This is a genomic window from Morganella sp. BCCO 40_0007 (assembly GCF_032989665.1).
Taxonomy (GTDB): Bacteria; Pseudomonadota; Gammaproteobacteria; order Enterobacterales; family Enterobacteriaceae; genus Morganella; species Morganella sibonii.
In genome coordinates this window covers 338,508-352,211 of record NZ_JAVBIN010000001.1, presented here as the reverse complement: position 1 = coordinate 352,211, position 13,704 = coordinate 338,508, and the positions used below count along the sequence as shown (strand labels likewise).

15 protein-coding genes and 1 other RNA gene are annotated in these 13,704 nt (G+C 51.2%); 9 read left to right on the top strand and 7 right to left on the bottom strand.

The features are described from left to right. The first annotated feature begins 105 nt into the window (after nucleotides 1-105). The 4 genes from R5268_RS01505 (at nucleotide 106) to R5268_RS01490 (ending at nucleotide 1,697) form a co-directional block, all read left to right on the top strand. A complete protein-coding gene (locus R5268_RS01505) occupies nucleotides 106-408 on the top strand; it encodes a YqjD family protein (RefSeq protein ID WP_046892971.1) in 303 nt (100 codons plus the stop codon). A 3-nt stretch (nucleotides 409-411) separates the two neighbouring features. Then, nucleotides 412-825 carry a phage holin family protein gene (locus R5268_RS01500; RefSeq protein ID WP_107678543.1) on the top strand — a complete coding sequence of 138 codons (414 nt, stop codon included), beginning with the start codon at nucleotides 412-414 and terminating at the stop codon, nucleotides 823-825. Beyond that, the gene (locus R5268_RS01495; protein WP_046892973.1) at nucleotides 818-1,120 is read left to right on the top strand and encodes a YqjK-like family protein; all 303 of its coding nucleotides are present in this window, start codon (nucleotides 818-820) and stop codon (nucleotides 1,118-1,120) included. The genes R5268_RS01500 and R5268_RS01495 overlap by 8 nt, the downstream gene beginning before the upstream one ends. Nucleotides 1,121-1,310: 190 nt before the next feature. Next, entirely contained in the window at nucleotides 1,311-1,697 is a 387-nt protein-coding gene (locus R5268_RS01490) for a DoxX family protein (protein WP_046892974.1), read from the top strand. A gap of 42 nt (nucleotides 1,698-1,739) precedes the next feature. On the opposite strand, the gene R5268_RS01485 is transcribed toward R5268_RS01490, so the two are convergent. Further along, complete coding sequence (locus R5268_RS01485) at nucleotides 1,740-2,516, bottom strand: glycosyltransferase family 25 protein (RefSeq protein WP_218454573.1); 777 nt, start codon at nucleotides 2,514-2,516, stop codon at nucleotides 1,740-1,742. A 213-nt stretch (nucleotides 2,517-2,729) separates the two neighbouring features. Further along, on the bottom strand, nucleotides 2,730-3,626 hold the full coding sequence (locus tag R5268_RS01480; protein ID WP_046892975.1) for a LysR family transcriptional regulator: 897 nt from the start codon (nucleotides 3,624-3,626) through the stop codon (nucleotides 2,730-2,732). A 106-nt stretch (nucleotides 3,627-3,732) separates the two neighbouring features. On the opposite strand from R5268_RS01480, the gene R5268_RS01475 reads away from it, so the two are divergent. After that, nucleotides 3,733-4,431 carry a pirin family protein gene (locus R5268_RS01475; protein WP_317418481.1) on the top strand — a complete coding sequence of 233 codons (699 nt, stop codon included), beginning with the start codon at nucleotides 3,733-3,735 and terminating at the stop codon, nucleotides 4,429-4,431. A gap of 50 nt (nucleotides 4,432-4,481) precedes the next feature. Here R5268_RS01475 and rnpB read toward each other — a convergent pair. Together rnpB and rsmI are read right to left on the bottom strand one after the other, a co-directional pair. Beyond that, nucleotides 4,482-4,853, bottom strand: an RNA gene (rnpB, locus tag R5268_RS01470) — RNase P RNA component class A. Nucleotides 4,854-4,929: 76 nt separating this feature from the next. After that, entirely contained in the window at nucleotides 4,930-5,802 is an 873-nt protein-coding gene (rsmI, locus tag R5268_RS01465) for a 16S rRNA (cytidine(1402)-2'-O)-methyltransferase (RefSeq protein WP_046892977.1), read from the bottom strand. A 60-nt stretch (nucleotides 5,803-5,862) separates the two neighbouring features. Between rsmI and R5268_RS01460 the strand changes: the two genes are divergently transcribed. The 4 genes from R5268_RS01460 (at nucleotide 5,863) to dolP (ending at nucleotide 9,291) form a co-directional block, all read left to right on the top strand. Continuing rightward, the gene (locus R5268_RS01460) at nucleotides 5,863-7,644 is read left to right on the top strand and encodes a penicillin-binding protein activator (protein ID WP_317418482.1); all 1,782 of its coding nucleotides are present in this window, start codon (nucleotides 5,863-5,865) and stop codon (nucleotides 7,642-7,644) included. Between the two features lie 78 nt (nucleotides 7,645-7,722). Next, entirely contained in the window at nucleotides 7,723-8,085 is a 363-nt protein-coding gene (locus tag R5268_RS01455; RefSeq protein ID WP_052926610.1) for a YraN family protein, read from the top strand. A 33-nt stretch (nucleotides 8,086-8,118) separates the two neighbouring features. Continuing rightward, complete coding sequence (diaA, locus tag R5268_RS01450; RefSeq protein WP_025151814.1) at nucleotides 8,119-8,709, top strand: DnaA initiator-associating protein DiaA; 591 nt, start codon at nucleotides 8,119-8,121, stop codon at nucleotides 8,707-8,709. Between the two features lie 9 nt (nucleotides 8,710-8,718). After that, nucleotides 8,719-9,291 carry a division/outer membrane stress-associated lipid-binding lipoprotein gene (dolP, locus tag R5268_RS01445; RefSeq protein WP_046892981.1) on the top strand — a complete coding sequence of 191 codons (573 nt, stop codon included), beginning with the start codon at nucleotides 8,719-8,721 and terminating at the stop codon, nucleotides 9,289-9,291. A gap of 235 nt (nucleotides 9,292-9,526) precedes the next feature. On the opposite strand, the gene mtgA is transcribed toward dolP, so the two are convergent. The 3 genes from mtgA to arcB form a co-directional block, all read right to left on the bottom strand. Beyond that, a complete protein-coding gene (gene mtgA / locus R5268_RS01440; protein WP_181257560.1) occupies nucleotides 9,527-10,249 on the bottom strand; it encodes a monofunctional biosynthetic peptidoglycan transglycosylase in 723 nt (240 codons plus the stop codon). A 6-nt stretch (nucleotides 10,250-10,255) separates the two neighbouring features. Further along, the gene (gene elbB, locus R5268_RS01435; protein WP_046892983.1) at nucleotides 10,256-10,906 is read right to left on the bottom strand and encodes an isoprenoid biosynthesis glyoxalase ElbB; all 651 of its coding nucleotides are present in this window, start codon (nucleotides 10,904-10,906) and stop codon (nucleotides 10,256-10,258) included. A 241-nt stretch (nucleotides 10,907-11,147) separates the two neighbouring features. Then, nucleotides 11,148-13,481 (bottom strand): aerobic respiration two-component sensor histidine kinase ArcB, encoded by a 2,334-nt coding sequence (arcB, locus tag R5268_RS01430; protein ID WP_046893111.1) that lies wholly within the window; start codon nucleotides 13,479-13,481, stop codon nucleotides 11,148-11,150. Nucleotides 13,482-13,704 lie beyond the last annotated feature (223 nt).

Genomic DNA, 13,704 nt, shown 5'->3' with positions numbered 1-13,704 from the left:
TAATGTGCAGAAAGATACCGGAAAATAAACTATAATTTACCTTTAATCACCGGTAAAAAGCAGTTACTTTAACTTGTTACGGTATAACCACCACGAGGAGTTCCTATGTCACATCATACAAATGAAGATTTACGTGCAGAACTGAAATCATTAGCTGACACCCTGGAATCTGTGCTGAACACAGCAGAAAGCAAATCCAAAGAAGAAGTGGATTCGCTGAAGAAAAAAGCACAGGCCGCGCTGGAAAACTCCCGTTCCCGCCTGGCGGAAGGTAAAGAGCAGGTTGTGCAGCAGACAAAAGAAATCGCCGGAAAAGCCGATAATTATGTACGGGAAAATCCGTGGACCGGTATCGGTATCGGTGCGGCTGTCGGTGTGGTGTTAGGCGTTTTACTGGCCCGCCGCTGAGTTATGGCAGATCAGGAGCGTCCGCAGGGGCCCGGTAAAGGGCTCCTCGATACACTGACACGTATCGCCGCCATTGTGATCAGTATGGCTGAAACCCGGCTCAGGCTCGTTGCCACCGAGCTGGAAGAAGAGAAGTCTACTCTGATCCAATTGATTTTGCTGGCCGGTACGGCCCTTCTGCTGACCGCGTTCGGGCTGATGAGCCTGATGATTCTGGTCATGTGGGCGGTTGATCCTGTGTACCGTCTGACTGCGATGATTATCATGACCTCTGTTCTGCTCGGCGGAGCGCTGATTTTTGCGCTGTGGGCCGTCCGTAAAGCCCGCCGTTCATCTCTGCTCGGGGCGACCCGCGAACAGCTGGCTATCGACAGGCAGCTGCTGGAAAGAAAAAAGCAGGAACAGGATCATGAATAAACACCGCCGTGCTGAGCGCGCCCGCAACAAACAGGCGCTGATTGACACCATCGCTGCCCAGCGCAGCGATTTATCACAGGCCGCTGATCAGTGGCTGAAAAAAACCGAATCGTTCGATCGCACATGGCAGACATTATCACAGCTGCGTCCGCTGGTTGTTGCCGGCGTCAGCCTGATTTCTGTTTTATCTGTCCGTCACCCGAAAAAGCTCGTACGCTGGGGACAGCGTGCCCTTGGGCTGTGGGGCGTTTTCCGCACACTTCAGAACAGTTTTCCCCGTAATAAGCAGCATTAATCCCGCCGGGTACCCGGATTCAAAATTTTTGACGTTGTTTATGAAGAATTCTTGCTAACAATCTTTCTCATTCGCCTTTACTATTATCTCAACGAAACAGATTGGCATATCGTGCCATTCAGACAAAAGAATATGTGACGCGGTCTTCATATTTACTACTCAGTATTGTTGAGCTAATAAGGATCTCACAATGAACAACTACGCTATTTTAGTCGCACGTATCATGATGCCTGTCTTATTTATTGTGGCCGGATACGGCAAACTGGGGGATGCTTATGCAGGCACTCAGCAATATATGCTGGCAATGGGTGTTCCGGGGGCATTACTGCCGTTGACCATTCTGCTGGAACTGGGTGGCGGTCTGGCTGTCCTGTTCGGTTTCTTAACCCGGACAACCGCAATTTTCACCTTTGGTTTTACCGTACTGACCGCCCTGCTGTTCCACAGTAATTTTGCGGAAGGTGCCAACCAGTTAATGTTTATGAAAAACTTTACCATTGCAGGCGGTTATCTGCTGCTGGCTGTAACCGGCCCGGGTAAATTCAGTATCGATTATTTACTGAAAAAGAAATGGTAATGTCATTCAGGCAAAGCCACACAGCAATATAATAATATATTATTAAACATCCGCTCCGGCGGATGTTTCTTTTTCAGTTTCCTGTTCTGTTACTTTGGGTTTCATCCTGCCGTCACGGGTAAAAAATGTCAGTTTTGACAGCGGTTTATTAAATAAAAATTCATAGTTCATTGACCCGCCACGAATATCGGAAAATCCTCTTGCCTGATAAGCAATACACGGATACAAACCAAACCAGTTATCTTTTTCCATCAACTCGTTCCAGATAACATCAAGACTTTGCGATTCATCCGGTTTATCACCCGCTGTAATCCGATCTGCGGAGTCATTAAAGGTCTGATACAGTGTTTCTGCATAACCCCGGTTCACAATATATGCATTTGTACAGTATGAATGTTTCATTTCCAGTAAGCAGACTTCCGGTTCATATTCAAAAGCCTTGTAATAATTACCGCCCAGTAATGCAACATCCCATTCTCTTGTCTGAAGCGCCGATAAAAAGAGATTCGCCTGCCGGATATGTTCATCATCATGATAAAAACCATTATCATCCTCAACAACCAGTACAGGTCCCCAATTATTTTCAATAATCATTTTCATGACCGCAGCATGAGAAAGTGTACATCCCAAAAACCCGGGATTTTTTTCAATTGCATCAAAACGGATAATTTTATCGTGCGGAATTTCGATATTTTTCAGTTCATCCAGAATATCTTCATTACGATCCGGACGGGACGCCAAATTAATATAAATAACTTTTTCAAAGAAATCATGATTAAATGCAAAATCCTCGCCCGACATAAACCGATTCAGATCCACATTGCCTCCTGCAAATACACTGATAAAATATTTTTTTCGACTACCGGTTATTCACGAAAGGGTAACTGATGAATAGTTTCCGTCAATCGCTGTTGTTCCTATTATCAATATACGTATTTTACGGCAAATACCGCAACAAGCCTCCGGCACAAAAAAATACCCGCCACAGATAACAGGGCGGGTATCAGATAATAACTCAGGGATATCAGCGTTTTATTTTCCGCTGAATAATTTCGGAATTTCCCGCAGACACCAGGCTTTGGCTTCCCCCATGCTGTCGCGGCGCCACGCCATAATAACATTGGTTTCGTGACTGTATTCAGAGCCGATCACTTTCAGGCGGCCTTCCAGGATATCTTTTTCAACCAGCGGGTACGGCATACTCGCCACTCCCAGTCCGGCCAGCAGAGCACGGCGTTTATCATCAATGGAACTGACCGTCAGGCGCTGCTGTTTATCCAGCAGTAATACCGTGAGTACCGGCCGTTCACGGGCGGTATCCGCCACGGCAATTCCGCGGTATTTCACACGGGTGGTATCGGATAGTGGTTCAGGCTCTTTATGGATCGGGTGATCAGGCGCTGCCACGTATACGTTCACCACGGAATAAAGCGGGCGGGAGTTGATTTCAGAGGAGGTACGGAAGTGCATATCCGGGGCAATCACAATATCAGCACGTCCGGTTTCCAGCCGTTCCCAGGCACCGGCAAGCACTTCAGTGGCCAGTGTCAGCTGAGTGGTGGATTTCTGTGCCAGTTTATCCACCAGCGGGAACAGAGAGGCCGTCGGGATAAGCGCTTCACAGACAATCGTCAGATGCGGCTCCCAGCCTCTTGCCAGAGCTTCCGCATCACTGGTCAGTTTATCCGCTGCCTCCAGCAGCAGGCGGCCGCGTTCCAGCAGCATCCGCCCGACATTGGTGAATTTTGTCCGGTGACCAGAGCGGTCAAACAGAACAACATCCAGCTCTTCTTCCAGTTTCTGCATGGTATAGCTCAGGGCGGACGGTACACGTCCCAGCTCTTCCGCCGCCGCCGCGAAGCTCCCGCGGCGGTCGATGGCATCCATCACGCGCAATGATTCCAGCGTTAACGCTTTGTCTTTACTCATCATTATCTCAGTCAGAAATTTTGAATGTCGCCACCAGATTAACTGGCTAACAATTCAGCGTCCAGCCCTTTATTATTTCACTATGTTTAACAACAGGCAGACCATTATGATTATACACAGAACCGCCGGACAGGCCGGGTCCGCCGACTATGGCTGGTTACAGGCGAAATACGCATTCTCTTTCGGGCATTATTTTGACCCTGCATTTCTGGGGTACGGCCCGCTGAAAGCACTGAATCAGGAAGTGCTGGCTCCCGGTGCCGGTTTCCAGCCCAAATCCTATCCCGATGTGGATATTGTAAACCTGATCCTCAGAGGGAAGCACGATATTCATGACAATGACGGACTTTATCTGGAGAGCAGACAGGATGAATGTCTGTTTTTCTCGCCGCGTAAAGATATCAGCTATACGGAAACCAATCCCTGTGAGCAGTCACCGCTGACCCGGATTCAGATCTGGCTGAAAGCCGCACGCGGCAGCCTGCGCGGCAGTTCACAAAAACTGGTACTGACACAACAACCGGCGCAGCTGATCGCCTCACCGGACGGTGAAAACGGCAGTATTGATTTGCAGCAGGGCGTGAGAATTTCTCATCTGATGCTCTCCGCCGGAGAATCCCTGACACTGCCGCTGTACGGCAAGCGGGCTTTTTATCAGTCGGTTCACGGCTCCGTGGCGGCGGATGACGGGCAAAAACAGGGGGTAATTGAGTGCGGGGACGGCGCGTTTATTCAGGAAAGCCGGGAAGTCACCTTTCAGGCGAAAACACCGTGCCGGGCACTGCTTATCGATATTCTGACCTGATATACCGCTCTGAAATGAAACAACCCCGCGTCAGACGCGGGGTTGTGATAGTGAGGAGTCAGCCGTTAAGCCGGGTTCTGTCGTGGACAATCATTCCTCTGGGCCAGCACTCACGCACTGGCTCAAGCAGCCTACCCGGGTTCAGTGCGGGCCGCACCATGTGAACCCCTATTTGGCCTTGCTCCGGGTGGAGTTTACCGTGCCACGGACTGTTACCAGCCGCGCGGTGCGCTCTTACCGCACCCTTTCACCCTTACCTGTGCCCTTGCGGGCCATCGGCGGTTTGCTCTCTGTTGCACTGGTCGTAGGCTCGCGCCTCCCAGACGTTATCTGGCACCCTGCCCTGCGGAGCCCGGACTTTCCTCCCCTTTATCCGTCTCCCGAAGGGACAACGATAAAGCAGCGATTGCCTGGCTGACTCCGCTGCGGATTATAAGCAGCTTTCCCGCGGATGTACAGAATAACTCCGCCCCGGGAAACCGGATGGCGGGAAATGCATCACTCCGCGGCGGAATTCCCGTCCAGAGTGTAACGGTAAAGGGCGTTTTTCTTCACGCCGTATAACTCGGCCACCACCGCAGCCGCTTTTTTCGGCGGCAGTTCTTTCTGCACAATCGCCAGCGCACGCAGAATTTCCGGGCTGAATTCCTCATCCTGAACCGGTTTTGCCCCCTCCGCAATCAGCACCATCTCCCCTTTGCGGCGGTTTTCGTCTTCCAGAACCCAGGCCAGCAGTTCTCCGACCGGTTTCCCCTGAATCGACTCCCAGGTTTTGGTCAGTTCCCGCGCCAGAACCACATAGCGATCTTCACCCCAGACGGTGACCATATCAGCCAGTGTATCCAGAACACGGTGCGTGGATTCATAGAAAATCAGGGTCCGCGGCTCATCGGCCAGCGCCCGCAGTGTATCCTGACGGCTTTTGCTTTTGGCCGGCAGAAACCCTTCGTAACAAAAACGGTCAGACGGCAGACCGGCCGCACTGAGTGCCGTGACGGCGGCACAGGCACCGGGCAGCGGGATCACGGTAATCCCCGCATCACGGGCACGCCGGACCAGATGGTAACCGGGATCGTTAATTAAAGGTGTACCTGCATCGGACACTAATGCGATACTGACCCCGGACTGTAATTTGGTAATTAATTGATCTGCTTTATACTGTTCATTATGATCATGCAGCGCAAACAGCCGGTTATTAATACCGAAGTGAGAAAGTAACAAGCCGGTATGCCGGGTATCTTCCGCTGCAATCAGATCGACATTCGTCAGCACGTCGAGAGCGCGTGCTGTGATGTCATTCAGATTACCGATCGGTGTCGGCACAACATAAAGTGTCGCTGCCGCAACCACAGCTTGATTAGGTTGATTCATTGTTTCGTCCAGATGATCACATTAGAATTGAGCTTTCAGAAAACTATAACCGGGTACAGTATGTTTTCCTTAACTTTATCGCGTTACCGCAGACAATTACTTTGTGCCGCACTCTTTTCCGCACTGATGATCTCAGGGTGTACACTCAATAATCAGCATGCGGGCACAGCCGGCAAAGGCCAGCCGGAAACACTGGTTCAGCAATATCAGAAGGTGATTGATGCGGCCGCCGGAAAACCGTCCACCGACGCTATCCGTGCTTACATCGCTCAGGAGCCGCTGCTCTCTGATCCGGATGCACATCAGCAGAATATTGATGAAACCTGGCTGATGCTAACACGTTTTACCCCTGAAGAGCGCAATAACATTCAGGTTAACGCTGATGAGAGCGTATTACAGGGCTGGATTGACCTGCTGATTCTGTATCAGAACAACCTGCAGGATCTGAAAGCACTTTCCGCCGCCCTCGGCGACTGGCAAATCCGCTATCCGGATAACCCGGCGGCCAAATCCCTGCCGCAGGATCTTGTCCAGACCCTGAGCAGTACCTATGGTCAGACCGGTAAAAACGCCCGTGTGGCGCTGTTCCTGCCGCTGAGTGGTCAGGCGAAACTGATGGGTGATGCTATCCGCCAGGGCTTTACCGATGCACAGAACGGCGCGGTATACAGCTCCGGTTACCCGGCGGCTGATATTTCCGCCTCACCGCAGGACGATACCGGCCCGGTTCCGGTACAGACCACCCTAAGCCCGGCAGATCCAAATAAAGACATCACCACCCCGGATACAGTCAACGGCGCACCGTCAAATGACAGCAGCACTGACGGCATGACCGCCGCAAGCCCGGTCACAGCACCGCAGGCACGGCCGTACAGCGCTGAATCCCGCACGGTCACCGATGTGAAAGTCTACGATACCGACAGCAAGCCGCTGGCAACACTGCTGGCACAGGCACAGGCTGACGGTATGGATCTGATTGTCGGACCGCTGCTCAAAGGGGATGTGGCGACACTGGCCGCTGCCAATACACCGCTGAACATTCTGGCGCTCAATGAATTAGACACACCAATTGCCCGCCCTAATGTGTGCTACTTCTCGCTTTCACCGGAAGATGAAGCCCGCAACGCCGCGCAGTTTATCCGCCAGGATAATAAAACCGCGCCGCTGGTACTGACACCGGACAACAACTTCGGCCGCCGGATCGCACAAAGCTTTGCCGATGAGTGGCAGAAAAACGGCGGTGGTGTGGTGCTTCACCAGACTTTCTCCGGCAATCCCGGCAGCTCACTTTCACTGACCGGCGTACCGGTGCAGCCATCCTCTCCGCAGGTATCGCAGCCTGAAGACGCGCTGATACAGCCGGAAGGTTCTGTAACGCAGCCGCAGCCTGTCAGCGGCGGTGTGGATTCCGTCTATATTATCGCGACCTCTGATCAGCTGATTTATATCAAACCGACGCTGGAATTTGCCACCAGTGCCCGCGGACGCCCGGCGTTTTATGCCAGCTCACGCAGCAATAAGGCAGGCACAGGCAAAGATTTTCAGTTTGAGATGGAAGGACTGAAACTGACGGACATTCCGCTGATTGCGGGCGGAAATCCGCAGTTACTGAATCAGGCCGCCGGAAAATTCGGCAATGACTATACCCGTGTCCGCCTCTATGCGATGGGGATGGATGCATGGCGTCTGGCGAATCAGTTCGGCGATATGCAGCGGCATACTCTGCGCATGAATGGTGCCAGCGGTGATATCACTGTCACTGATAACTGCACCGTTTACCGCCATCTGCCGTGGCTGGTCTTTAAGCAGGGTAATCTCACCCCGCTGAGTGCCGCGAACTAAGCTTTGTCTGATTTTTAAAGGTGACAGGATGTCACCTTTGTTTCCTTTGGCATAATTAACATACAGGGACATGTATTTATGCTTACATGGCTGACAGGCCGCCGTCATGAACAGTTTGCCCGGCGCTGGCTGGAACAGCAGGGACTGACATTTGTTGCACAGAATGTCCGTTTCCGCCGGGGCGAAATCGATTTAATTATGCGGGATCACGGTACCTGGGTATTTACCGAAGTCCGTTACCGCCGTAATGCACACTATGGCAGCGCAGCAGAAAGCGTCACCAGAGCCAAGCAGCGCCGCTTACTTTATGCGGCTTCCTGCTGGTTATCTCAGCAGCAACTGAGTATGCTGACCTGTGACTGCCGTTTTGACATTTGTGCAATAACCGGTGACCATATCGACTGGCTGAAAAATGCCTTTGGTCACACCGATTTTTGTTAATACAGCCATCCGTTGCTGATAGCAGGACTTAACGTGTTAGACAGAATTAAACAGTGTTTTACTGAAAGTATTCAGACGCAGATTGCAGCCGCAGAAGCACTGCCGGATGCCATTTCCCGGGCAGCTCTGATGATGGTTCAGTCGTTACTTAACGGCAATAAAATCCTCTGCTGCGGGAACGGAGGATCAGCGGCAACAGCCTCGCGCTTCGCCACCAGTATGATCCACCGGTTTGAAACCGAACGCCCGAGCCTGCCGGCACTGGCACTGAATACTGATAATGTGGTGATGACCGCTATCGCCGCCAACCGGCAGCAGGATGAAATTTATGCCAAACAGGTCCGCGCCATCGGCCAGACCGGTGATGTGCTGCTGGCAATATCCACCCACGGCAACAGCCGCAATATCATCAAAGCGGTTGAGGCAGCGGTAACCCGCGATATGACCATTGTGGCCCTGACCGGCTACGACGGCGGGGAGCTGGCCGGTCTGCTGGGTCCGCGTGATGCGGAAATCCGCGTACCGTCACAGCACAGTGTCCGCATACAGGAAGTACATATGCTGACGGTGAATTGTTTATGTGATTTAATCGACAATACCCTTTTCCCCCACCAGGAAGACTAAGGAGATATTATGAGAATTGTGCCAGTGGCAGCACTTATCTGCAGCGCACTACTGTTACAGGGATGTATCGGTGCAGCACTTGTCGGGTCTGCGGCTGTGGCAACCAAAGCCGCCACAGACCCCCGTTCTGTCGGCACACAGGTCGATGACGGTACACTCGAAGCACGTGTCAGCGGCCAGCTCAATAAGGATAAAGATATCAAACAGCAGCGGATTGTTCCGGTGGCTTATCAGGGAAAAGTTCTGCTGATTGGTCAGTCAGCGGATCTCTCTCTGGCACGGCGGGCAAAAGAGATTGCCGCTAAAGTGGATGGTACTGAACTGGTGTATAACGAAGTACGTCAGGGCGAGCCTATTGATTTGGGTACCGCATCGAAAGATGCCTGGATCACCACCAAAGTCCGTTCCAAACTGCTGACGAGTGATGCGGTAAAATCTGCCAATATCAAAGTGATCACTGAAAACGGCGAGATTTTCCTGTTAGGGGTGGTTACCCGCCAGGAAGGGGCGGCAGCAGCAAAAGTTGCCAGTGAAACGGATGGTGCCAAAAAAGTCACCACAGCCTTTACCTGGCTGAATTAATTCCGCCCGCTTTCGGAAACCGATAAGAAACCTGACTTAATGTCAGGTTTTTTTATGACCTTTCGGGCTGCCCGGTATCCGCACATCCGCCCGGATGACGGATAAAATTCAGTATATATCAATAAATAACAAATCATCAGAATAATATAGCGAAAAACACGGTTGATACTCATAATCATAATTACTTATGATTTTTATAAAAACAAATCAATAAGATAAATTCATTATACTCGGATTAATTATCATCCAGGTTATTTTTCTTCAGGAACTCTGTCCCCCCCAGTAACTGCATCTGATGCAGTATCCATTGCTGGCGCTGACGAAGATACGCCGAGGGTTTATCCGCATGCAGGCGGTGAGGATTCGGCAGCACAGCAGCCAGTAATGCAGCTTCCGCAGCCGTCAGATTTTTCGCACTTTTACCGAAAAAGTGCTGTGCCGCCGCTTCCGCGCCGAAAATGCCCGGCCCGAATTCCGCAATATTAAGATAGACCGTCAGAATACGTGACTTTGACCAGACCAGCTCAACACCGGGCGTCAGCAGCGTTTCCAGCCCTTTACGCACCCAGCTGCGCCCGTCCCACAGGAACAAATTCTTAACCGTCTGCTGGGTCAGTGTGGATGCCCCGCGTGCGGTACGGCCTTTTTTACTGCTTTTTGAGAGCGCATCGGAGATAGCGCCGAAATCAAAACCATGATGAACAGGGAAATTCTGATCCTCGGACGCAATCACCGCCAGCTTCATCCGCGGTGAAATATCGTCTCCGCTGACCCATGTGCTGCGGGCGACATAAGAAAAATTGAATGTTGACCATGCCGAAAGCTGTCTTTCCAGCATTACCATGGAATAAGGAACAGGGAGGAATGCGAACAAAATTATCATTGTTACCCATAACAACATAACAAAAACAACTATTTTCCGCAGAAATCGCAATATCCTCCCCATCATTTCCCTCATTCTTTATCAGGCCATTTCAAGTACTTTCTTCACCAGTTTATCAATTCCGATCTGCGCCTGTGCAATATTCTCAGCCAGCATATAAGCAGGGGTCGTCACGATTTTATGCGTTTCATCTACGACGATATTATCCACTGTGCAGTTGACATGCACCCCGCCCATTTCCGCAATTGCTGCCGCCGTATCAGAATCATTACCAATCGTAAGCTGAACTGATGAATTAACGATTTTCGGGATCATTACCGGTGCAATGCATATAAATCCCATTGGTTTACCCTGAGACAACATTTCACGTGATAATGATAAAAAATACTTATTGATCTCACAAGCAGCACCTTTCTCTGCAAAATCACACAGATTTTTTGCCGCACCAAAACCGCCCGGAACAATCAGCGCATCCAGCTGTGACGCATCTGCTTCTGACAGCGGACGGATTTGCCCGCGGGAAATCCGCGCCGACTCTTCCAGCATATTGCGTTTCTCTGATTTTTCCTCACCGGAAAGGTGATTGATAACAGTGCGTTGAGGTTCATCAGGTGCAAAAAAATACACCTGTGCACCGGATTGGGTTAAACTGAGCAGCGAAAGAACGGATTCATGGATTTCACTGCCGTCGAAAACACCGCATCCGCTTAAAACGATACCAACAGATTTCATATCTGACTCCTTTTGTAGTAGGTTAATGCTTAACCCTTTAGAGGTGCAAACACCAATCTTCATCACAGTTTTTAATGAATCTTGTAACAAAAATACTTATCTTTGCTATGTTGAAGCCTGTATGATGTAAGAGCCTATTTCATCACTCGCCTAAATAACGATAAATAGTTGTCGCGGGTGAACCAGTTTCCCTGGTGTTGGCGCAGTATTCGCGCACCCCAACCTCGGTTGGGGTTATTTTTTACCTGCGGTTTGCCAGCCAGTTTCTTAAAATCCCCACCTGACTTTCCCAATCGTGATTCAGTTCATCGACCCATTCCTGCACGTTGTCATCCCATGCCGGTAAATCCGGTGACTGAATCTGCTGCGCAACCTGCCGCAGATGGATAAGCCCGACAGACCCGGCCGCACCTTTGATTTTGTGTCCTTCTTCCGCGATGCCTTTGCGATCTTTTGCCACCATATTGGAATTCAGGATCGCCAGATAGCCCGGCATCATTTTTTCAAACACATCCAGGCTGTCTTCAATCAGTTTCGGTCCCACCAGTTCGATATACTGATTCAGCATCTCCAGATCCAGTGACTGCGTATACACGTCCTCAGACGCCGCTGTGCTGTTTTCCTCCGCAGGTAATGACTCACTGCCATCACCCCAGAATTTCGCTATCATCTGCGTCAGAGCGCCCACAGCGAGCGGTTTGCTCAGCACATCGTTCATACCGGCGTCCAGATACTCTTTTTTATCCTTCAGCACGTTGGCGGTCAGTGCCACCAGCGGCGGCAAATCATCCGGCTGGTAGCGCTGATGCAGTTCACGGGCGATATCCAGCCCGCTCATATCCGGCAGTTGGATATCCAGCAGCACAAGGTCATATTCTTCCGGCGAGAACATCGCAAGCGCATCACGGCCGTTCATCGCGACATCCACCGTATTACCCAGTTTTTCCAGAACAGAACGCGCCACCACCACATTCAGCTCAATATCCTCCACCAGCAGGATATTCAGGGCAGGCAGCAGCAGGCCGTCATCCTCTTCCTCTTCCGGTGCATCCTGCGCAGGCGCGCAGACCGACAGCGTAAAGCAGGAGCCTTTGCCCGGCTCACTGGTGACAACGATATCACCGCCCATCGCCTGCGCCAGACGGCGGGAGACCGCCAGACCGATACCGGTGCCGGTGGCCGGGCGCCCGCCCGCACTGTCCGTCACCTGGTAATACATGGCAAAGATTTTCTCCAGCTCATCTTTCGGAATTCCGATACCGGAGTCCCGTACCTCAAAGCAGAGCATATCGTTGGCTTCACGCCACACTTTCACCGTAATGCCGCCCTCACGGGTAAATTTCACGCCGTTGCCGATAAGATTCCACAGAATCTGACGCAGGCGGGTGCCGTCAGTCATAATCACCGACGGTACCGGCTGGATCAGATCAAGGGTAAATTGCAGCCCCTTCGGCTGTACCAGCAGGCCGGACAGGTTTTCCAGATCAGAGATAAATTCGGTGAAATTAACCGGCTGGGTATCGAGGCGGACATTGCGCCGCTCCAGTTTGTCCATCTCAATCACGTCGTTAAAGATATTGCCGAGCGTTACGGCGCTGACGTGAATGGTTTTCAGGTAATTTTCCTGTTCCGGATTGAGATCGGTATCCAGCAGAATACGGCTCAGTCCGACAATCCCGTTCAGCGGTGTGCGCAGCTCATGGCTGATGGTGGAGATAAAGGTGGTTTTCTCACGGCTGGCGTTTTCAATCGCCTCCTGATAGCGCTTACGCTCGGTGATATCCCTGCCGAAGCCCATCAGACCGTGACGTTTGCCGACACTGTCATAAAACGGCACTTTACGCAGTTCAAAGCAGGCTTTGCGCCCGTCCGGATACACCAGCCACTGCTCATAGGTGAGAGAGACATTATGGCGGAATACTTTTTCGTCAGTTTCCATTACCTTATCGGCGATTTCCGGCTCATAAATATCACGCGGGGTCAGGCCGCGCAGCAGTTTCTCACTGCGGCCGGTGAGCAGCTCCATCGCGCGATTACAACCGGAAAATTCATTTTTTTCATTGCGGTAATAGACCAGATCCGGTGATGCGTCGAGGAAGGAGCGCAGCAGGACTGATTGCTGCTCAAATTCAAGCTGGGTTTGTTCGCGGCGGCTGATCTCTTTCTTCAGCTTTTCCAGCAGAATGACCTGCTCATCCTCCACTTTCTCGCGCTCACTGATTTCCTGATTCAGCTGGGTAATATTCTCTTTCAGCTGTTCGTTGAGCTCCAGGTCCCGTTTACGCATCACTTCCAGTTTACTGACCAGTCCGGACAGACGCTGGCGGGATTCTTCCAGCTGCTCAACCACAACAGACATAAAATAGACCGCCCACGGCGTGATCAGCAGACCGAAGAAAACGGAACGGACCAGGTCGATACTCTGCACTTCCCCCTGAAGCAGCATGGTGACAGCAATCTGTACCACCATCGCCAGCACCACCAGTCCCGATGCCAGTAATAACGAAAACCGGACCAGTCCCAGTTTCATCAGTAAATCAACATAATATTGTGCTAAACCGCGTAGCAATTTCATACCTGCTCCACCCGCTGAATAAGGGTTAGTATCATAACGTAAATTTGGCGGATCACCGCGTTTCCGGCGATGATTGTTTCCTGCACTCATCATAGCGGATTAATTAAAAAATCAAATTAACCGGAGCTATGTGTATCCTCCGCCGGATAATATGGCCGGATAACACCCCGTTGCTGTTTTTTTATCTGAATAAAATTTAAAACACGACATTTATCTGCAAATT

Bases quoted from the DNA above. Each gene is read 5' to 3' on its own strand.
- R5268_RS01490 (WP_046892974.1), top strand. From the start codon at position 1,311: ATGAACAACTACGCTATTTTAGTCGCACGTATCATGATGCCTGTCTTA.
- elbB (WP_046892983.1), bottom strand. From the start codon at position 10,906: ATGAAATCTGTTGGTATCGTTTTAAGCGGATGCGGTGTTTTCGACGGC.
- mtgA (WP_181257560.1), bottom strand. From the start codon at position 10,249: ATGAGGGAAATGATGGGGAGGATATTGCGATTTCTGCGGAAAATAGTT.
- dolP (WP_046892981.1), top strand. From the start codon at position 8,719: ATGAGAATTGTGCCAGTGGCAGCACTTATCTGCAGCGCACTACTGTTA.
- R5268_RS01495 (WP_046892973.1), top strand. From the start codon at position 818: ATGAATAAACACCGCCGTGCTGAGCGCGCCCGCAACAAACAGGCGCTG.
- arcB (WP_046893111.1), bottom strand. From the start codon at position 13,481: ATGAAATTGCTACGCGGTTTAGCACAATATTATGTTGATTTACTGATG.
- R5268_RS01475 (WP_317418481.1), top strand. From the start codon at position 3,733: ATGATTATACACAGAACCGCCGGACAGGCCGGGTCCGCCGACTATGGC.
- R5268_RS01480 (WP_046892975.1), bottom strand. From the start codon at position 3,626: ATGAGTAAAGACAAAGCGTTAACGCTGGAATCATTGCGCGTGATGGAT.
- R5268_RS01455 (WP_052926610.1), top strand. From the start codon at position 7,723: ATGCTTACATGGCTGACAGGCCGCCGTCATGAACAGTTTGCCCGGCGC.
- rsmI (WP_046892977.1), bottom strand. From the start codon at position 5,802: ATGAATCAACCTAATCAAGCTGTGGTTGCGGCAGCGACACTTTATGTT.
- R5268_RS01500 (WP_107678543.1), top strand. From the start codon at position 412: ATGGCAGATCAGGAGCGTCCGCAGGGGCCCGGTAAAGGGCTCCTCGAT.
- R5268_RS01460 (WP_317418482.1), top strand. From the start codon at position 5,863: ATGTTTTCCTTAACTTTATCGCGTTACCGCAGACAATTACTTTGTGCC.
- R5268_RS01505 (WP_046892971.1), top strand. From the start codon at position 106: ATGTCACATCATACAAATGAAGATTTACGTGCAGAACTGAAATCATTA.